This window comes from Cellulomonas soli, from assembly GCF_013409305.1.
In the GTDB taxonomy this organism is placed as follows: domain Bacteria; phylum Actinomycetota; class Actinomycetes; order Actinomycetales; family Cellulomonadaceae; genus Cellulomonas; species Cellulomonas soli.
Genome location: NZ_JACBZJ010000001.1, coordinates 749051 through 767042, shown reverse-complemented (window position 1 = coordinate 767042; position 17992 = coordinate 749051). Strand labels below are relative to the sequence as shown.

Genomic DNA, 17992 nt, shown 5'->3' with positions numbered 1-17992 from the left:
CGCCTCGGTGTGAGAACCCGCCAGACGACAGGAGCAACAGATGATTCAGCAGGAGTCGCGACTTCGTGTCGCCGACAACACGGGTGCCAAGGAGATCCTCTGCATCCGTGTCCTCGGCGGCTCCGGCCGCCGCTACGCCGGGATCGGTGACGTCATCGTCGCCACCGTGAAGGACGCCATCCCCGGTGGCAACGTGAAGAAGGGCGACGTCGTCAAGGCGGTCATCGTGCGCACCCGCAAGGAGCGCCGGCGTCCGGACGGCTCGTACATCAAGTTCGACGAGAACGCCGCGGTCATCCTCAAGAACGACGGTGAGCCCCGCGGGACCCGCATCTTCGGTCCGGTCGGTCGCGAGCTGCGCGACAAGAAGTTCATGAAGATCATCTCGCTGGCACCGGAGGTGCTCTGACCATGGCGAAGATCAAGAAGGGCGACCTCGTCGTCGTCATCTCGGGCCGGGACAAGGGCCAGCAGGGCCGCGTCCTCGAGGTGCTCGTCGAGTCCCAGCGTGTCGTGGTGGAGGGCGTCCAGCGCGTGCAGAAGCACGTGAAGGCCGGCCAGACCGCCCGCGGCACCCGGACCGGCGGCATCGAGACCATCGAGGCCCCCATCCACATCAGCAACGTGATGCTCGTGGACCCGGAGACCAAGAAGGGCACCCGGGTCGGCTACCGCACCGAGCAGGTCGAGCGTGACGGCCGCACCCGGACGGTTCGCGTCCGCGTCGCCAAGCGCTCCGGTAAGGACATCTGATGAGCGACACGATCACCGCACCGGCGCTGCCGCGCCTGAAGTCCAAGTACAACGACGAGATCCGTGCCGCGCTCCGCGAGGAGTTCGGTCACGAGAACATCAACCAGGTCGCGCGCCTGGTCAAGGTCGTCGTCAACATGGGTGTCGGAGAGGCCGCGAAGGACTCCAAGCTCATCGAGGGCGCGATCCGCGACCTGACCCAGATCACGGGTCAGAAGCCGCAGGTCACCAAGGCCCGCAAGTCGATCGCACAGTTCAAGCTCCGTGAGGGCATGCCGATCGGTGCGCACGTCACGCTGCGTGGCGACCGTGCCTGGGAGTTCCTGGACCGTCTGCTCTCGACGGCCCTGCCCCGCATCCGTGACTTCCGTGGCCTCTCGCCGCAGCAGTTCGACGGGAACGGGAACTACACCTTCGGCCTCGTGGAGCAGTCCGTCTTCCACGAGATCGACCAGGACAAGATCGACCGGGTCCGCGGCATGGACATCACCGTCGTGACCACGGCCGGCACCGACGCTGAGGGACGCGCGTTCCTCAAGCTCCTCGGCTTCCCGTTCAAGGAGAACTGACATGGCGAAGACCGCCCTGATCAACAAGGCCGCGGCCAAGCCGAAGTTCGGTGTCCGCGCGTACACGCGGTGCCAGCGGTGCGGTCGTCCGCACTCGGTGTACCGCAAGTTCGGCCTGTGCCGTATCTGCGTGCGCGAGATGGCTCACCGCGGTGAGCTGCCCGGCGTGACCAAGAGCAGCTGGTAAGAACCACACGACCGTCGGTAGGTCCCTCCCTGCACTGCGCGGGGAGGGATACCCCGGCGAGGAAGGGCTGAAGCCCGATGACCATGACCGACCCGATCGCAGACTTCCTGACACGTCTGCGCAACGCGAACTCGGCGCACCACGACCAGGTGACGATCCCGTTCTCGAAGCTCAAGTCGCACATCGCGGAGATCCTCCAGGCAGAGGGTTACATCGCGGGCTGGACGGTGGAGGACGCCCCTGTGGGCAAGAACCTCATCGTCACGCTGAAGTACGGCCCCAACCGCGAGCGTTCGCTCGCCGGCATCAAGCGCGTGTCCAAGCCGGGCCTGCGCGTGTACGCCAAGTCGACCAACCTGCCGAAGGTTCTCGGCGGCCTGGGTGTGGCGATCCTGTCCACGTCCTCCGGCCTCCTGACCGACAAGCAGGCCGCCAAGAAGGGCGTGGGTGGGGAAGTCCTCGCCTACGTCTGGTAATCCCGAGACGAGAGGAGAACAGCCATGTCCCGAATCGGCAGGATCCCCGTCCCGGTGCCGGCGGGCGTCGACGTCACCATCGACGGCGCGCTCGTGACGGTCAAGGGCCCCAAGGGCACTCTGACGCACACGATCCCCACGCCCATCGCGGTCACCCGTGACGAGTCGGGTGCCCTCGCGGTCACCCGTCCCGACGACGAGCGCGCCTCGCGTTCGCTGCACGGCCTGACCCGCACGCTCCTGGCCAACCTGGTCACGGGCGTCACGGAGGGCTACACCAAGAAGCTCGAGATCGTCGGAACCGGTTACCGCGTGACGGCGAAGGGCACGGACCTCGAGTTCGCGCTCGGCTTCAGCCACCCGGTGCTCGTCGCCGCACCCGAGGGCATCACGTTCGCCGTCGAGGGCCCGACCAAGTTCTCGGTCCAGGGCATCGACAAGCAGCAGGTCGGCGAGGTCGCAGCGAACATCCGCAAGATCCGCAAGCCCGAGCCCTACAAGGGCAAGGGCGTGCGGTACGCGGGCGAGAACGTGCGCCGCAAGGTCGGAAAGGCTGGGAAGTAAGCCATGGCGATCAGCATCAAGGGCAAGGGCAAGTCCATCGCCCGCAAGCGTCGTCACCTGCGCCTGCGCAAGAAGGTCCAGGGTTCGCCGGTTCGTCCGCGCCTGGTCGTGACCCGGTCCGCCCGGCACATCACGGCTCAGGTCGTCGACGACAGCATCGGGCAGACCGTGGCGTCGGCGTCGACGCTCGAGGCGGACCTGCGGGCGCTCGACGGCGACAAGTCGGCGAAGGCCCGCAAGGTCGGCGAGCTCGTCGCCGCGCGTGCTAAGGCTGCCGGCATCGACTCGGTCGTCTTCGACCGCGGCGGCAACAAGTACCACGGCCGTGTGGCCGCGGTGGCCGACGGTGCCCGCGAGGGTGGTCTGGCGCTGTGACGACGACGAACTCCGCACTGAAGAAGAGGACTCACTGATGGCTGCTCCTCAGCGCAGCAACACCGGTGCCGCCCAGGGCGGCACCGGCGGCGACCGCCGCGACGGCGGCCGTCGTGACGGCGGTCGCCGCGGCGACGCCGCCGAGAAGAGCGCGTTCGTCGAGCGCGTCGTGACGATCAACCGCGTGGCCAAGGTCGTCAAGGGTGGTCGTCGGTTCAGCTTCACCGCGCTCGTCGTGGTGGGCGACGCCGACGGCACCGTGGGTGTCGGCTACGGCAAGGCCAAGGAGGTGCCCGCGGCGATCGCCAAGGGTGTCGAGGAGGCGAAGAAGAACTTCTTCCGCGTCCCGCGCATCCAGGGCACCATCCCTCACCCCATCCAGGGTGAGGCCGCTGCCGGTGTCGTCTTCCTGCGTCCGGCCTCGCCGGGTACCGGTGTGATCGCCGGTGGTCCGGTCCGCGCCGTGCTCGAGTGCGCCGGTATCCACGACGTGCTGAGCAAGTCGCTCGGCTCCTCGAACGCGATCAACATCGTGCACGCGACCGTCGCGGCCCTGCGTGGCCTCGAGCAGCCGGAAGCCGTGGCCGCGCGCCGCGGTCTGCCGGTCGAGCACGTCGTCCCGGCCGCGCTGCTGCGCGCCCAGGCGGCGGGCCAGGCAGCGGCCGCTGCGGCGAAGGTGGGTGCGTGATGGCCCGTCTGAAGGTGACCCAGACCAAGTCCGCCATCGGCGGCAAGCAGAACCAGCGCGACACGCTGCGCACCCTGGGCCTCAAGCGGATCGGCGACGTCGTCGTCAAGGAGGACCGTCCTGAGATCCGCGGCATGGTCAAGACGGTGACGCACCTCGTCGCGGTCGAGGAGGTCGAGTGACCATGGCCGACGAGAAGAACGTCGAGGAGGTCGCCGAGGTCAAGGCCCCGGCGAAGAAGGCTCCCGCCAAGAAGGCCGCCGCCACGGCGGAGGCCGCCGAGGCTGCGCCCGCCAAGAAGGCTCCGGCCAAGAAGGCGGCTGCGGCGAAGGCCGAGGCCGCCCCCACGAAGGCGGTCAAGTCCGAGGCTGCGCAGAAGGCGGCCGAGGCCGCTGCGGCCCCGGGTGCCGGTGGCACCCTCAAGGTGCACCACCTGCGTCCGGCCCCCGGCGCCAAGACCGCCAAGACCCGCGTGGGTCGTGGTGAGGCGTCGAAGGGCAAGACGGCCGGCCGTGGTACCAAGGGCACCAAGGCCCGCTACCAGGTGCCGGACCGCTTCGAGGGCGGGCAGATGCCGCTGCACATGCGGCTGCCCAAGCTCCGTGGCTTCAAGAACCCGTTCCGTGTCGAGTACCAGGTCGTCAACCTGGACAAGCTCTCGGCGCTGTACCCGGACGGTGGCGACGTGACGGTCGCCGACCTGGTCGCGAAGGGCGCCGTCCGCAAGGGCGAGCCCGTCAAGGTGCTCGGCACCGGCGAGATCACGGTCAAGGTCTCCGTCGCGGTGGACGCGTACTCCGCGTCCGCGAAGGAGAAGATCGTGGCTGCCGGCGGGAGCGTCGCGCAGGACTGATCCATGGACGGGGCCGGTGGGGCACAGTTCCCACCGGCCCCTTTCCGTACCTCACCGACGATCCGTTATGGTTCGGCGGTGCCCGCCTGAGTGCGGGACGAACCGACCGGGACGTGCCGGTCGCACGAGATGCCGCTGCGGCGGCCCAGGAGGACAGGTGCTCAGCGCATTCGTGCGGGCGTTCCGGACGCCCGACCTGCGGCGCAAGCTGCTCTTCACGATCGGCATCATGGTCGTGTTCCGCTTCGGCTCCTTCCTGCCGACGCCGGGCGTCTCCTACCCGAACGTGCAGACGTGTATCGACCAGTCGGCGAACAACGACCTGCTCGGGCTGGTGAACCTGTTCAGCGGCGGGGCCATGCTCAAGCTCTCCGTCTTCGCGCTGGGGATCATGCCGTACATCACGGCGAGCATCATCATCCAGCTGCTCCGTGTGGTCATCCCCAAGTTCGAGGAGCTGCACAAGGAGGGTCAGTCCGGCACGGCCCGCCTGACGCAGTACACGCGGTACCTGACGATCGCCCTGGCGATCCTGCAGTCGACCACGATCATCACGGTCGCCCGCTCCGGTCAGCTCTTCACCGGCTGCACCGTCGACGTGATCCCTGACGACAGCTGGATCACGCTGGTCATCATGGTGATCACCATGACCGCCGGCACGGGCCTGATCATGTGGCTCGGCGAGCTCATCACGGAGCGCGGTGTCGGCAACGGCATGTCGCTGCTGATCTTCACGTCGATCGCGGCCTCGTTCCCGACGGCGATGTGGTCGATCGCCGGTGGCGCCAACGGCATCTCGAAGTTCATCGTGGTGCTCGCGATCATCGTGCTGGTCATCGCCCTGGTGGTCTTCGTCGAGCAGTCTCAGCGGCGCATCCCGGTGCAGTACGCCAAGCGCATGGTCGGCCGCAAGATGTACGGCGGGTCGAGCACGTACATCCCGATCAAGATCAACATGGCCGGCGTCATCCCGGTCATCTTCGCCTCGTCGCTGCTCGCGGTGCCCGGTCTGGTCGCGCAGTTCGCCGACCAGACGGCGGGCTGGGTGCAGTGGGTCCAGCAGTACGTGGTGAGCACGAGCTCGCCGCTGCACATCGCCCTGTACGTGCTGCTGATCATCTTCTTCTGCTACTTCTACACGGCGATCACGTTCAACCCGGACGAGGTCGCGGACAACATGAAGAAGTACGGCGGCTTCATCCCGGGCATCCGGGCCGGCCGTCCGACGGCGGAGTACCTCGACTACGTCATCTCGCGGATCACGGCGCCGGGCTCGATCTACCTGGCCCTCGTCGCACTGATCCCGACCATCACGTTCCTGGTGCTGGGTGTCGGTCAGAACATCCCGTTCGGCGGTTCGTCGATCCTCATCGTCGTCGGTGTGGGCCTGGAGACCGTCAAGCAGATCGAGTCCCAGCTGCAGCAGCGGCACTACGAAGGGTTCTTGCGTTGAGCGCACGTCTCGTCCTCCTCGGTCCTCCCGGAGCCGGCAAAGGCACCCAGGCGGTCCGGCTGGCCGAACGGCTGGTCGTTCCCGCCATCTCGACGGGTGACATCTTCCGCGCGAACATCAAGGGCGGCACCGAGCTCGGTCGGACCGTGCAGGCCTACACGGCCCGCGGAGAGCTCGTCCCGGACTCGGTGACGAACGCGATGGTGCAGGACCGGCTCGCCCAGGCGGACACGGTCGAGGGCTTCCTGCTCGACGGCTACCCGCGCAACGTCGCCCAGGTCGTCGAGCTCGACACGATCCTGGCGGCGGCGGGCCTTGCGCTCGACCTCGCCGTGGAGATCACGGCCGACCCTGCGGCGGTCATCGACCGGCTGCTCAATCGCGCGCAGATCGAGGGCCGCGAGGACGACACGGAAGACGTGATCCGGCACCGGCTCGACGTCTACGCCGAGCAGACCGCTCCGATCTCGCAGGTGTACGCGGACCGCGGCCTGCTCGTGCAGGTCGACGGCATCGGTGCGGTGGACGAGGTCACGGAGCGTCTGCTCGCGGCGATCGCCCGCCCCGCCGTCTGATCGGTCAGCGGGCAGACGTGGTGTTCGGGCGCGAGCGCATCGAGTACAAGACTCCGGACCAGGTGCTGCGGATGCGAGCCGCGGGCCTGGTGGTCGCGGACGCGCTGGCCGCCGTGCGGTCGGCCGTGGAGCCGGGCCTGACGACGGCCGATCTCGACCGGGTCGCGGCCGACGTGATCGCCGAGGCCGGGGCGACACCGTCGTTCCTGGGCTACCACGGCTACCCGGCGACGCTGTGCGTGTCGGTGAACGACGAGGTGGTGCACGGCATCCCGGGCGCCCGGACCCTCGAGGCCGGCGACGTGGTGTCCATCGACTGCGGGGCGATCGTCGACGGGTGGCACGGCGACTCGGCCATCACCGTCGTTCTCGACGCGGACGGCGGTGCCGACCCGCTGGACCTGGAGCTCGCGGCGACGACCGAGGACGCCATGTGGGCGGGGATCGCGGCGCTCGCGCTCGGGACGCGCCTCGGCGACGTCGGTGAGGCGGTCGAGGACGTCGTCGACACAGCGCTCGAGACCGGGCGCAACGGTGGTCAGCGGTACGGGATCGTCGAGGAGTACGTGGGCCACGGCATCGGCACGGCGATGCACCAGCCGCCGGACGTGCTCAACTACCGGACCAGGGACCGCGGCGCACGGCTGCGCCCGGGGCTGTGCGTGGCCGTCGAGCCGATGCTGGTCCGCGGCTCCCGGTTCACCCAGGTCCTCGAGGACGACTGGACGGTCGTCACCGACGACGGCGCGCGGGCCTCCCACTGGGAGCACACGGTCGCGATCGGTGAGCACGGCATCTGGGTCCTCACCTCGCAGGACGGTGGGGCCGGACGGCTCGCCGATCACGGGGTGATCGTCGCGCCGGTCGGCTGACCGGGCGGGTACGTCTCCCCGCACCACTCGTGCGGCCATTCGGGTGATCTCGGGATCTCCGCAGGTCAGCACCGCGAAGTCCTGGCCTGATGCCAGAAATGTCCGATATGGTCGATCCTGGCGGGAACGATCCCGCCGCGGGTCGGGGGGACGGGCGCTCGTGCGGCGACGCGTGGGCGGGACGTCGGGGCCTGCGTCCTCCGGCAGGTGCTCGATCGCTCGCGCCTGCCCGCATCCGATGGGTGGACCATGCAGCGAGGTATTCCTGGAGTCTCTGTCCTGCGCCGCAGCGTCGCGGTCGTCACGGCTGTCGCTACCGGCGCCGCGTTGGCCGTGATCGGGCTGGGAACGGCGGCGTCCGCCACGGACCACGACGGCGCCCAGCAAGGGGGCGGGGGTCAGGGCTCGGGGCAGGCGTCCGCTGCGGTGAAGTCCGGCGGAAGCTCGGTCGGTCTTTACGTCTACCTCAAGCGCGACCCCTCGATCCGCGGCTCCTGGCCGAACTCGACCCAGCAGTACTTCGTCACCGCCTGGGAAGGCACCACCTTCGACTTCGTCCCGGTGACGCTCGAGAGCGCCCAGGCGGCCGTCGATGCGGCGGGACTGGTGGTGTGCGGCCCGGGCATGTGGGGCATCCAGGAGGACATCGTCCACGGCGGGGTCGAGATCTTCACCGACAACCCTGCCCCCAGCTACCCCGACTCCTGGATCGGCTGGTACACGGCGGGCGGCCCGATCTACGACGCGTGGCACGGGAACCTCGACGAGTTCGTCACCGTGCCCGAGTGCGACGCGGCGACACCGGCGCCGACGGCTACCCCGGAGGCGCCCGCTGCCGCCCCGACGCCGGTCGTCTCCGTGGCGCCGGCTACTCCCTCGGCGACCCCGACGCCGACGGCCTCCCCGTCGACCGGTGTGACCGAGGTGCTCGCCGCGCCCTCGCCGAGCGCGACGGCGACCTCGTCCGTCGTGACGCAGGTGCTCGCGGACGAAACGGCAGGCAAGGCGGCCGGTGCGCAGCTCGCGTCGACCGGTGCCGCGCCCCTCGCAGGGGCCGTCGCGGCCGTGCTGCTGCTCGCCGCGGGTGGCGTGCTGCTCGTCCTGCGCCGCCGTGGAGCGGCTCGCTGACCCTCACCTGACGAGCTCGGCGGGTCGCTCCGCCGAGCTCGAGAGTCACCCGACGGCGCCCTGGGAGCTGCTCCCACGGGCGCCGTCGTGCGTGCCGCCGGCCCCGGTTTCGCAGCGTGTGGTCCATAGCGTAGAATCGTCCGTTGGGTGTGTGCGCCCGCATCGATCCTCGCCGTCTGTCTGACCTCGTTCTGAGGTCGGGGGAGCGTCGGGCCGATGAGGCGCCTCGTCCTCCATGGAATGTCGCGACCGCGCGGTCGGGTCCTTCCGTGGGCAGATCGTCCCGGACAACAGTTAGCGGAGGACATGGCGAAGAAGGACGGTGTCATCGAGATCGAGGGCAGCGTGGTCGAGGCACTGCCGAACGCGATGTTCCGCGTGGAGCTGACGAACGGCCACAGGGTGCTCGCCCACATCTCGGGCAAGATGCGGCAGCACTACATCCGGATCCTTCCGGAGGACCGTGTCGTCGTCGAGCTGAGCCCGTACGACCTGTCCCGCGGTCGGATCGTCTACCGCTACAAGTAACCACCACTCGAACACGCCGTCGGATTCCGGTCTCCCGGAGAGTGCGGCGGCGGAGGAACACGCGATGAAGGTCAAGCCCAGCGTCAAGAAGATCTGCGACAAGTGCAAGGTGATCCGCCGGCACGGTCGCGTCCAGGTGATCTGCGAGAACCTGCGCCACAAGCAGCGCCAGGGCTGATGCCCTGACGCCGTGCACGTGGGTGCACGGGTCGAACCAGCACCACCCGCCCTCCGGCGACGCAGGAGGGCAGCAAGCGCACCACCACTCCGGACGGAGTGGGCCTTCGGGCCCGAACCGGACGGCGAACCCCCGGTCGGAGGCCGGGGCCCGCGAGGACACGCGGGAGGGCGGTGCGGAAGACCTCCGACGCAGTACAGGAGCCACCAGGCACATGGCACGTCTTATCGGCGTCGACCTCCCCCGCGAGAAGCGGCTCGAGATCGCGCTCACCTACATCTACGGGGTCGGTCGCACGCGCGCCCAGGCGACCTTGGCCGCCACCGGCATCAGCCCGGACGTCCGCGTGAAGGACCTCGGCGACGCCGAGCTCGTCGCGCTGCGCGACTACCTCGAGGGCAACTACAAGCTCGAGGGTGACCTCCGCCGCGAGGTTGCCGCGGACATCCGCCGCAAGGTCGAGATCGGCTGCTACGAGGGCCTGCGTCACCGCCGCGGCCTTCCCGTGCGCGGTCAGCGCACGAAGACCAACGCGCGTACCCGCAAGGGCCCCAAGCGCACCGTCGCCGGCAAGAAGAAGGCCGGGCGCAAGTAGCCCTCCGCCCGGTGACGCCACGCGCCCTCGCGCGAACCCGTCCCGGACGCCTCGCCCCGTAGACCACGAGAGAAGAAGCAGATGCCTCCGAAGTCCCGCACCGCCGTGCGCAAGCCGCGTCGCAAGGAGAAGAAGAACGTCTCCCACGGCCAGGCGCACATCAAGAGCACGTTCAACAACACGATCATCTCGATCACCGACCCGTCCGGCGCCGTGATCGCGTCGGCGTCGTCCGGCCAGGTCGGCTTCAAGGGTTCGCGCAAGTCGACCCCGTTCGCCGCGCAGCTCGCCGCCGAGGCCGCCGCGCGTCGTGCGCAGGAGCACGGCATGAAGAAGGTCGACGTCTTCGTCAAGGGCCCGGGTTCGGGTCGTGAGACGGCCATCCGTTCGCTGCAGGCGACGGGCCTCGAGGTCGGCTCGATCCAGGACGTCACGCCCCAGGCGCACAACGGCTGCCGTCCGCCGAAGCGTCGCCGCGTCTGACGACCGTCTTCCGGGACCGGTGCGGGCTCTGACCCGCACCGGTCCCGCACCCGCTCCCCGACCAGGTGGACCGAGACCGGGTCGGACCGCAGTACCTGCGGAGCGTCATATGGCGGACGCCCGCTGAGAGGAAACACACCGTGCTGATCGCACAGCGCCCCACCCTGACCGAAGAGGTCATCTCGGAGAACCGCTCGCGGTTCTCCATCGAGCCGCTCGAGCCCGGCTTCGGCTACACGCTCGGCAACTCGCTGCGCCGGACGCTGCTGTCCTCCATCCCCGGTGCCGCCGTCACGTCCATCCGGATCGACGGCGTGCTGCACGAGTTCTCCACCGTGCCGGGTGTCAAGGAGGACGTCACCGAGATCATCCTCAACATCAAGAACCTCGTCGTCTCCTCGGAGAACGACGAGCCGGTCGTGATGTACCTGCGCAAGCAGGGTGCGGGCGAGATCTCCGCCGCCGACATCGTGCCGCCGGCCGGTGTCGAGGTGCACAACCCCGACCTGCACCTGGCCACGCTCAACGACAAGGGCAAGCTCGAGATCGAGCTCACCGTCGAGCGTGGGCGCGGCTACGTGTCCGCCAACCAGAACAAGTCGTTCGACGCCGAGATCGGCCGGATCCCGGTCGACTCGATCTACTCGCCGGTCCTCAAGGTGACCTACAAGGTCGAGGCGACGCGTGTCGAGCAGCGCACGGACTTCGACAAGCTCATCGTCGACGTCGAGACCAAGGCCGCGATCAGCCCGCGCGACGCACTCGCGTCGGCCGGAAAGACGCTCGTCGAGCTGTTCGGGCTCGCCCGCGAGCTCAACGTCGAGGCCGAGGGCATCGAGATCGGCCCGTCCCCGACGGACGCCGCTCTCGCCGCCGACCTCGCGCTGCCGATCGAGGACCTGCAGCTGACGATCCGGTCCTACAACTGCCTCAAGCGCGAGGGCATCCACTCCGTGGGTGAGCTCGTGGCGCGGTCCGAGGCGGACCTGCTGGACATCCGGAACTTCGGCCAGAAGTCGATCACCGAGGTCAAGGAGAAGCTCGCCGAGCTCGGCCTGACGCTCAAGGACAGCCCGCTCGACTTCGACCCGACCGCCGCCGCGTACTACAGCGACGACGAGGGTGACTTCACCGAGGACGAGCAGTACTGACGCCGGGGAACGCGCCGACCCAGGTCTGACCGACCGGGGCCGGCGCGGCGCCCATCACTGGAACTCAAGGAGTACGAATCATGCCTACGCCCACCAAGGGTCCCCGGCTCGGTGGCGGACCGGCGCACGAGCGGCTGATCCTCGCGAACCTCGCGACGTCGCTGTTCGAGCACAAGCGGATCACGACGACCGAGGCCAAGGCCAAGCGCCTTCGCCCGCTCGCCGAGCGCCTCATCACGTTCGCCAAGCGCGGTGACCTGCACGCCCGCCGCCGCGTCCTGACCGTCGTCAGGGACAAGGGTGTCGTGCACGTGCTGTTCACCGAGATCGCCCCGGCCATGGCCGAGCGTCAGGGTGGCTACACGCGCATCACCAAGATCGGTGCCCGCAAGGGCGACAACGCGCCCATGGCCGTGATCGAGCTCGTTCTCGAGCCCGTCTCGCCCAAGCAGGCCGTCGTCAAGGAGGCCACGAAGGCCGCCGCCAAGGCTGCCAAGGCCGCTCCGGTCGAGGCGCCCGTCGAGGACGTCGTCGAGGAGACCGCGGCGCCCGCCGACGAGGTCGTCGAGGACACCACCGAGGGCGACGCCGACAAGGCCTGATCCCTCACCCGCAGCACGCTTCGAAGGCCCGGTTTCCCGCGAGGGGACCGGGCCTTCGGCGTCCCGACCCACCCGCCGGCGCCGGTACGTCCGCCCTGCCGGCTCGTGGGCCTGCCGTCCTGTCCGCGCCGCCACCACGTCCGCCCTGCCGTCCTGTCCGCGCCGCCACCACGTCCGCCCTGCCGTCCTGTCCGCGCCGCCACGTCGCCCTGCGCGCGTGGTCGTGCTCGCCACGGCAGACGGGCTCGGCTGCGGCTCGCAGGCCTGGGCGTCCGGGTGGTGACCCGCGGAGGGCGCCCCTACGGTCGGGGGATGGGGACACCCGTGGTGCTCGTGCACGGGCTTCGCTCGTCGCGGACCATGTGGCGCGCGCAGGTCGAGGCGCTGGAACGCGCGGGGCGGACCGCGCTCGCGATCGACCTGCCGGGGCACGGGCTGCGCCGTGGCGAGGCGTTCACGCAGGAGGACGCGATCGACGCCGTCCGCCAAGGCGTCGACGAGCTCGGCGGGCGGGCGCTGGTGGTCGGTCTCTCGCTCGGCGGCTACACGGGCATCGCGCATGCGGCGCGTCACCCCGAGCAGGTCAGCGGGCTCGTCGCAGCGGCGTGCTCGACCGTGCCGTGGGGGCCCGTGCTGCAGGGCTGGTCCGTCGCGGCCCGAGGGATCGGTCGGCTGCCGGACGCCGGAGCGGCGCTGAACGAACGACTGGCGCACCGGATGCTCCCGCCCGCGGGTGCTGCTGACGTGGCGGCCGGCGGCTACGCGCTGGACGTGGTGCCCGGCGTGCTGAAGGAAGCCCGCGGCGTCGACCCGCTCGGCGACCTGGCCCGCGTGCAGGTGCCGGTCTGGCTCGTCAACGGTCGCTACGACCACTTCAGGACCCAGGAGCGTCGGTTCCTTCGTGCGTGCCAGGACGGGCGGCTGGTGGTCGTCCCCGGGGCGACGCACCTGGTGAGCCTCGTCGCGCCCGAGCGTTTCACCAGGGTCGTGCTCGAGGCGGCGGACGTGGTCGATGCCGCCGAGCGGACGCGCGTGTCCTGATCGTGGTCGGCGTTCCGCGCCCTCGGTGACGGGTGCACCGGGACGGGTGCAGCGGTGCGAGGTCCGGCTCGGGCACCCGGCAGCCGGCCCAGGGCCTACGACACGGGTGTGCGGGGGCCACGGGCCGAGGGCGTGGGCGTCAGGTCGCCTCGAGCGTCCAGGCGCGGGCCCCGCCGACGATGCCGGCCTGGTTGGGGACGACGACCACGTCGTCGCCGAGCCGGGCGAGCACCTGGGGCGTGATCTTCCGCGCGTTGCCCCCTCCGAGGTAGAGGCGGTCCCAGTGCACGACGGGTCGCAGCCCCTCGACGACCCGCCGGACCCGGCGGGACCACAGCCCGTCACCGAGGCGTGCGCGCTCGGGCTGGCCGATGTACGCGTCGTAGGTGACACCCCACCGGACCGGGTGGTGGGACCACTCCAGGTGCGGTGCCAGTCGCGAGCCGTCGAACAGCGCGGAGCCGAGCCCGGTGCCGAACGTCAGGACCAGCTCGACCCCGGTGCCCGAGATGACGCCCGCGCCGTGCACCTCGGCGTCGTTGAGCACGAGCGTGGGGAGACCGAGCCGCGCCTCGACGGCGGCGCGCACGTCGCAGCCGGCCCAGGCGGCCACGAGCATCGGGTCGACGGCGCTGCGGGGGCCCGAGCGGGTCACGTAGTGCGGGGTCGCGACCACGACGCCGTGCCGGATCATGCCCGGCATGCCGACGGTGACGCGGTCGGCCGTCGGCAGGTCTGCGGCGATCGCGGCGATGGTCTCGACCAGGCGTGACGGCGGCAGAGGGTAGGGGGTCGGTACGCGGACCGCCGGTGCGTGCAGCGTGCCCGCGGCGTCGAGCACGGACGCCTTGATGCCGCCGCCGCCGCAGTCGACGGAGAGCGTGAACGGGTCGGGTGCGGGGGTCGGCACGCCGCCACGGTATCGCCGGGCGGCTACCGTGGTCGCCCGTGAGCACGCCGTCGGACCACGAACCGCCCTTCCCGTCGCCCTCCGCCCCCGTGGCGGTCGCCGCGGCCGAGCTCGCCGCATCGGGAGTGACCGTCCGCCTCCGGCTCGATCTGGCCTACGACGGCACCGCCTTCGCGGGCTGGGCGCGTCAGCCGACGCTGCGCTCCGTGCAGGGTGAGCTCGAGGACGCCCTGGGTGTCGTGCTGCGCTCGGCGCACCGGGGGGACCGCGCGCCGCGCGTGACCGTCGCGGGCCGGACCGACGCGGGTGTGCACGCGCGCGGGCAGGTCGCCCACGTCGACGTGGTCCGGGAGGCATTGCTCGCCACGCCCGGCCGCTCCGACCGGGAGCCGACCGGCGCCCTCCTGACCCGCCTGGCCGGGGTCCTGCCTGCCGACGTGGTGGTGCACCGCGTCACGTACGCGCCGGTCGGCTTCGACGCGCGGTTCTCGGCGCTGCGTCGCCGGTACGCGTACCGGGTCTGCGACGACCCGGTCCTGCGCGACCCCCTGACGCGCGGGCACGTGCTGTGGCACCGCAGCGCGCTGGACGTGGCGGCGATGGACGAGGCCGCCCGGATGCTCGTGGGGCGCCACGACTTCGCCGCGTACTGCAAGCAGCGCGAGGGCGCGACCACGATCCGGACCCTCGAGGAGCTGACGTGGACCCGCCCGGAGGGCGGGCCGGACGCGGGCCTGGTCGTCGCCCACGTCCAGGCGGACGCCTTCTGCCACTCGATGGTCCGTGCCCTGGTCGGCGCGAGCCTCGCTGTGGGGGAGGGGCGCCGCCCTGTGGACTGGCCCGCGCGGGTGCTGGTCGCCGGGCGCCGTGACCCGGCGGGTGCCGTCGTGGCGGCGCACGGGCTCACGCTCGAGCAGGTCACGTACCCGGCGGACGCCGAGCTCGCGGCACGGGCCGAGCAGACCCGTGCTCGACGGGCGGCCGACGACGTCCACCCGTCGGCGGTGCCGGCGGAGGGCTGAGCGACCTCCTGCGCAGCCTGGGGCCTCAGCCTGGGGCCTCAGACGCGGGCCTCAGGCCTGCTCGTCGTCCTCGACGTAGCGGGTGTCGTCCACGTACTCCTCCTCGACGAGGTGCACCGCGGCCTCCTCGGCGCTGGCGCCACCGCCCGAGACGCCGGCGTCGACGGCGAACGTGTCGGTCGTCCCGGCCCGGACGGCGGCCTCGTCCTGCACGAGGCGCCCGGCACGTCCCACCTCGCGGTCGCCCGAGACGTGCGGGCGGACGTCCCAGACCTCGGGCTCCTCCTGCAGCACGCGCTGGTCGATCGTCTCGCGGTGCGCCTCCTCCCACGGCGTCTCGCCGTAATGGGTGGGGCGCGGGCGCTCGGGAAGCGTGTAGCCCTCGTCGAGCAGGTCGTCGACGCCGCGCTCGAGCAGGCTGTCCTCACGGGGGATCTGGTCGGTGTCGCCCTCGCCGCCCACGTCCGGTGTCAGGCCCTGGAAGCCCTCGGTCTGCTCGCTCATGCTCTGACCCTCGCACCCGCCGCCGTCCGGCGCCAGCCATTGCGACCGCGGTGAATGTCGTCGCCGGACTGCCCGCGCGGACGGCAGACTGGCCCGATGGGTCATCTCGACATCGGCGGCATCGGCTACGTGCTGCCCGACGGACGTCCGCTGCTCGAGGACGTGTCGTTCCGCGTCGCCGAGGGCTCGCGGGTCGCGCTCGTGGGTCCGAACGGCACGGGCAAGTCCACGCTGCTGCGCATCGTGGCGGGCGACGAGCAGCCGCACGCGGGCTCGGTGGTCCGCAGCGGCGGCCTCGGCGTCATGCGGCAGGACGTCGGTCGGATCGACGACGACCGGTCGGTCCGGGACCTGCTGGCCTCGTTGGCCTCGCCGGCGGTCCGGGACGCGGCGACCGAGCTGACGGTGGCCGAGCTCGGGATCATGGAGGTCGACGACGAGGCCGCCCAGATGCGCTACGCGCACGCCCTGGTCGACTGGGCCGACGTCGGCGGCTACGAGGCGGAGGCCGGCTGGGACCGCATCACGCAGGCGGTGCTGTCGATCCCGTTCGAGCGCGTCCAGGACCGGCAGGTGCGCACGATGTCCGGCGGCGAGCAGAAGCGGCTCGTGCTCGAGGCGCTGCTCACGGGGCCGGACGAGGTGCTGCTGCTCGACGAGCCGGACAACGCCCTGGACGTGCCGACCAAGCGCTGGCTCGAGGAGCGGCTGGTCGCCTCGTCGAAGACCGTGCTGTTCGTCAGCCACGACCGCGAGCTGCTCTCGCGCGTGGCGACGGCGGTGGCCACCCTCGAGCCGACGGTGCTCGGGGCGCAGGTGTGGGTGCACGGCGGAGGGTTCGGCACCTACGCGCAGGCCCGCCAGGACCGCCTCGACCGCCTCGAGGAGCTGCTGCGCCGGTGGGAGGAGGAGCACGCCAAGCTCAAGGAGCTCGTGCTGACCCTCAAGACGAAGGCGGCGTTCAACGACGGGCTGGCGTCGCGGTACCAGGCGGCGCAGACCCGCCTGCGCAAGTTCGAGGAGGCCGGGCCCCCGACCGTGCGGACCCGGGAGCAGCAGGTGCGGGTGCGGCTGCGTGGCGGTCGCACGGCCAAGCGGGCCGTGGTGGCCGCGGGCCTGGAGCTGACCGGGCTGATGCGGCCGTTCGACCTCGAGGTGTGGTTCGGGGAGCGGGTCGCGGTGCTCGGGTCGAACGGGTCGGGCAAGTCGCACTTCCTGCGGCTGCTCGCCGGTGGTGGCTCCGACCCGGGTCCTGAGCACCTGCCGGCGGACGACGCGCCGGTCGTGCCGGTGCCGCACACCGGGACGGTGGTGCTCGGCTCGCGGGTCCGCCCGGGCTGGTTCGCGCAGAACGCCGGCGCCGGTCAGCGTGACCTCGCCGGCCGCACGCTGCTGGAGATCCTGCACCGGGGTGACGAGCACCGGTCGGGGCTGGGTCGGGAGCAGGCCAGCAAGGCGCTCGACCGGTACGACCTGGTCGCGGCCGCGGAGCAACGCTTCGAGACGTTGTCGGGGGGTCAGCAGGCGCGGTTCCAGATCCTGCTGCTGGAGCTGGGCGGTGCGACGCTGCTGCTGCTCGACGAGCCGACGGACAACCTGGACCTGCACTCGGCGGAGGCGCTCGAGGAGGGGCTCGCGGGGTTCGAGGGGACGGTCCTGGCCGTCACCCACGACCGGTGGTTCACGCGGACGTTCGACCGCTATCTGGTCTTCGGCGCGGACGGCGAGGTCGTCGAGACGCCGGAACCCGTCTGGGACGTGGCCCGCGTGGACCGCGTGCGCTGAGCGGTCGGGCTCCGGCCGAGGTCACAGCACGAGCGAGACCGCGAGCCCGACCATGAGGACGGCGACGGTGCCGTCGAGGACCCGCCACGCCGCCGGCCTGGCGAACACCCCGGCGAGCCGCGCGGCGCCGAAGCCCAGCGCGCCGAACCAGAGCACGCTCGCGGTCACCGCGCCCGCCCCGAACGCCACGGTGCCGCCGCCCGGCCCGTGCTGCTGCGCGAGCGATCCGAGCAGCACGACGGTGTCGAGGTACACGTGCGGGTTCAGGAAGGTGAACCCGAGGGCGGCGGCGAGCACGGCACGCAGGCTCGCCGGGCCGGCGTCGGCGGGTTCCAGGGTGGCCGGCCGTCCCGCACGCAGGGCGGCGAGCACGCCGTAGGCGAGCAGGAACGCCGCACCGCCCCACCGGGCAGCCGCCAGCACGTCCGGGTGCTCGGAGACGAGCCTGCCCAGCCCGGCGACGCCTGCGGTGACCAGCAGGGCGTCGGCGCCCGCGCACACGAGGACGACGGGCAGGACGTGCTCGCGCCGGATGCCCTGACGCAGCACGAACGCGTTCTGCGCGCCGATCGCGACGATGAGGGACAGGCCGGTGAGCAGCCCGGCGACGGCTGCGGGCACGAGCGGTTCGGTCACGTCCACCGACGCTAGGGACGCCACGATGCTGCGTCCAGTTCAGGTTTCTGCAGGTCCGTTAGCA

Annotated in this window: 26 protein-coding genes; 23 read left to right on the top strand and 3 right to left on the bottom strand. The window is 71.1% G+C overall.

The genetic code is table 11. The features are described 5' to 3' along the window. The first annotated feature begins 40 nt into the window (after positions 1-40). The 21 genes from rplN to BKA22_RS03315 all read left to right on the top strand — a co-directional run bounded on the left by rplN (position 41) and on the right by BKA22_RS03315 (position 13071). Positions 41-409 carry a 50S ribosomal protein L14 gene (rplN, locus tag BKA22_RS03415; protein ID WP_034625870.1) on the top strand — a complete coding sequence of 123 codons (369 nt, stop codon included), beginning with the start codon at positions 41-43 and terminating at the stop codon, positions 407-409. A gap of 2 nt (positions 410-411) precedes the next feature. Continuing rightward, the gene (gene rplX / locus BKA22_RS03410; protein WP_146951459.1) at positions 412-753 is read left to right on the top strand and encodes a 50S ribosomal protein L24; all 342 of its coding nucleotides are present in this window, start codon (positions 412-414) and stop codon (positions 751-753) included. After that, complete coding sequence (rplE, locus tag BKA22_RS03405; protein ID WP_146951458.1) at positions 753-1322, top strand: 50S ribosomal protein L5; 570 nt, start codon at positions 753-755, stop codon at positions 1320-1322. The genes rplX and rplE overlap by 1 nt, the downstream gene beginning before the upstream one ends. A 1-nt stretch (position 1323) precedes the next feature. Further along, the gene (locus BKA22_RS03400; RefSeq protein WP_146951457.1) at positions 1324-1509 is read left to right on the top strand and encodes a type Z 30S ribosomal protein S14; all 186 of its coding nucleotides are present in this window, start codon (positions 1324-1326) and stop codon (positions 1507-1509) included. 77 nt (positions 1510-1586) lie between these two features. Then, positions 1587-1985: a 30S ribosomal protein S8 gene (rpsH, locus tag BKA22_RS03395; RefSeq protein WP_146951456.1), complete on the top strand. Its 399-nt coding sequence runs from the start codon at positions 1587-1589 to the stop codon at positions 1983-1985. 24 nt (positions 1986-2009) lie between these two features. Then, a complete protein-coding gene (gene rplF, locus BKA22_RS03390; protein ID WP_146951455.1) occupies positions 2010-2549 on the top strand; it encodes a 50S ribosomal protein L6 in 540 nt (179 codons plus the stop codon). Positions 2550-2552: 3 nt separating this feature from the next. Continuing rightward, positions 2553-2924: a 50S ribosomal protein L18 gene (rplR, locus tag BKA22_RS03385; RefSeq protein WP_146951454.1), complete on the top strand. Its 372-nt coding sequence runs from the start codon at positions 2553-2555 to the stop codon at positions 2922-2924. A gap of 37 nt (positions 2925-2961) precedes the next feature. After that, positions 2962-3612, top strand: a complete 651-nt coding sequence (rpsE, locus tag BKA22_RS03380; protein WP_146951453.1) for a 30S ribosomal protein S5 — start codon at positions 2962-2964, stop codon at positions 3610-3612. Continuing rightward, the gene (rpmD, locus tag BKA22_RS03375; protein WP_146838591.1) at positions 3612-3794 is read left to right on the top strand and encodes a 50S ribosomal protein L30; all 183 of its coding nucleotides are present in this window, start codon (positions 3612-3614) and stop codon (positions 3792-3794) included. Before rpsE ends, rpmD begins: the two co-directional genes overlap by 1 nt. Positions 3795-3796: 2 nt before the next feature. Continuing rightward, positions 3797-4465 (top strand): 50S ribosomal protein L15, encoded by a 669-nt coding sequence (gene rplO / locus BKA22_RS03370; RefSeq protein WP_146951452.1) that lies wholly within the window; start codon positions 3797-3799, stop codon positions 4463-4465. 157 nt (positions 4466-4622) lie between these two features. Then, on the top strand, positions 4623-5918 hold the full coding sequence (gene secY, locus BKA22_RS03365; RefSeq protein ID WP_146951451.1) for a preprotein translocase subunit SecY: 1296 nt from the start codon (positions 4623-4625) through the stop codon (positions 5916-5918). Beyond that, on the top strand, positions 5915-6493 hold the full coding sequence (locus tag BKA22_RS03360; protein ID WP_146951450.1) for an adenylate kinase: 579 nt from the start codon (positions 5915-5917) through the stop codon (positions 6491-6493). Before secY ends, BKA22_RS03360 begins: the two co-directional genes overlap by 4 nt. Positions 6494-6513: 20 nt before the next feature. Further along, on the top strand, positions 6514-7365 hold the full coding sequence (map, locus tag BKA22_RS03355) for a type I methionyl aminopeptidase (protein ID WP_146951557.1): 852 nt from the start codon (positions 6514-6516) through the stop codon (positions 7363-7365). A gap of 333 nt (positions 7366-7698) precedes the next feature. After that, positions 7699-8493 (top strand): hypothetical protein, encoded by a 795-nt coding sequence (locus BKA22_RS03350; RefSeq protein ID WP_146951449.1) that lies wholly within the window; start codon positions 7699-7701, stop codon positions 8491-8493. 306 nt (positions 8494-8799) lie between these two features. Next, positions 8800-9021, top strand: a complete 222-nt coding sequence (infA, locus tag BKA22_RS03345; RefSeq protein WP_146951448.1) for a translation initiation factor IF-1 — start codon at positions 8800-8802, stop codon at positions 9019-9021. Positions 9022-9085: 64 nt separating this feature from the next. Further along, positions 9086-9199, top strand: a complete 114-nt coding sequence (rpmJ, locus tag BKA22_RS03340) for a 50S ribosomal protein L36 (protein ID WP_013117849.1) — start codon at positions 9086-9088, stop codon at positions 9197-9199. 214 nt (positions 9200-9413) lie between these two features. After that, positions 9414-9794 (top strand): 30S ribosomal protein S13, encoded by a 381-nt coding sequence (gene rpsM, locus BKA22_RS03335; RefSeq protein WP_146951447.1) that lies wholly within the window; start codon positions 9414-9416, stop codon positions 9792-9794. An 81-nt stretch (positions 9795-9875) separates the two neighbouring features. After that, positions 9876-10277, top strand: coding sequence for a 30S ribosomal protein S11 (rpsK, locus tag BKA22_RS03330; RefSeq protein WP_146951446.1), 402 nt, complete (start codon positions 9876-9878; stop codon positions 10275-10277). A gap of 140 nt (positions 10278-10417) precedes the next feature. After that, on the top strand, positions 10418-11428 hold the full coding sequence (locus tag BKA22_RS03325) for a DNA-directed RNA polymerase subunit alpha (RefSeq protein ID WP_146951445.1): 1011 nt from the start codon (positions 10418-10420) through the stop codon (positions 11426-11428). Between the two features lie 80 nt (positions 11429-11508). Continuing rightward, complete coding sequence (rplQ, locus tag BKA22_RS03320; protein WP_146951444.1) at positions 11509-12030, top strand: 50S ribosomal protein L17; 522 nt, start codon at positions 11509-11511, stop codon at positions 12028-12030. A 312-nt stretch (positions 12031-12342) separates the two neighbouring features. Further along, positions 12343-13071, top strand: coding sequence for an alpha/beta fold hydrolase (locus tag BKA22_RS03315; RefSeq protein ID WP_146951443.1), 729 nt, complete (start codon positions 12343-12345; stop codon positions 13069-13071). A gap of 139 nt (positions 13072-13210) precedes the next feature. On the opposite strand, the gene BKA22_RS03310 is transcribed toward BKA22_RS03315, so the two are convergent. Beyond that, positions 13211-13981 carry an ROK family protein gene (locus BKA22_RS03310; RefSeq protein ID WP_223203405.1) on the bottom strand — a complete coding sequence of 257 codons (771 nt, stop codon included), beginning with the start codon at positions 13979-13981 and terminating at the stop codon, positions 13211-13213. An 89-nt stretch (positions 13982-14070) separates the two neighbouring features. Here BKA22_RS03310 and truA point away from each other — a divergent pair, with 89 nt between their 5' ends. Beyond that, a complete protein-coding gene (gene truA, locus BKA22_RS03305) occupies positions 14071-15003 on the top strand; it encodes a tRNA pseudouridine(38-40) synthase TruA (RefSeq protein WP_146951441.1) in 933 nt (310 codons plus the stop codon). Between the two features lie 51 nt (positions 15004-15054). Here the strand turns inward: truA and BKA22_RS03300 are convergent, their stop codons facing one another. Then, on the bottom strand, positions 15055-15507 hold the full coding sequence (locus BKA22_RS03300; RefSeq protein ID WP_146951440.1) for a DUF5709 domain-containing protein: 453 nt from the start codon (positions 15505-15507) through the stop codon (positions 15055-15057). 96 nt (positions 15508-15603) lie between these two features. Between BKA22_RS03300 and BKA22_RS03295 the strand changes: the two genes are divergently transcribed. Then, on the top strand, positions 15604-17292 hold the full coding sequence (locus tag BKA22_RS03295; protein WP_146951439.1) for an ABC-F family ATP-binding cassette domain-containing protein: 1689 nt from the start codon (positions 15604-15606) through the stop codon (positions 17290-17292). Between the two features lie 21 nt (positions 17293-17313). On the opposite strand, the gene BKA22_RS03290 is transcribed toward BKA22_RS03295, so the two are convergent. Next, on the bottom strand, positions 17314-17928 hold the full coding sequence (locus tag BKA22_RS03290; RefSeq protein WP_223203404.1) for a LysE/ArgO family amino acid transporter: 615 nt from the start codon (positions 17926-17928) through the stop codon (positions 17314-17316). Positions 17929-17992 lie beyond the last annotated feature (64 nt).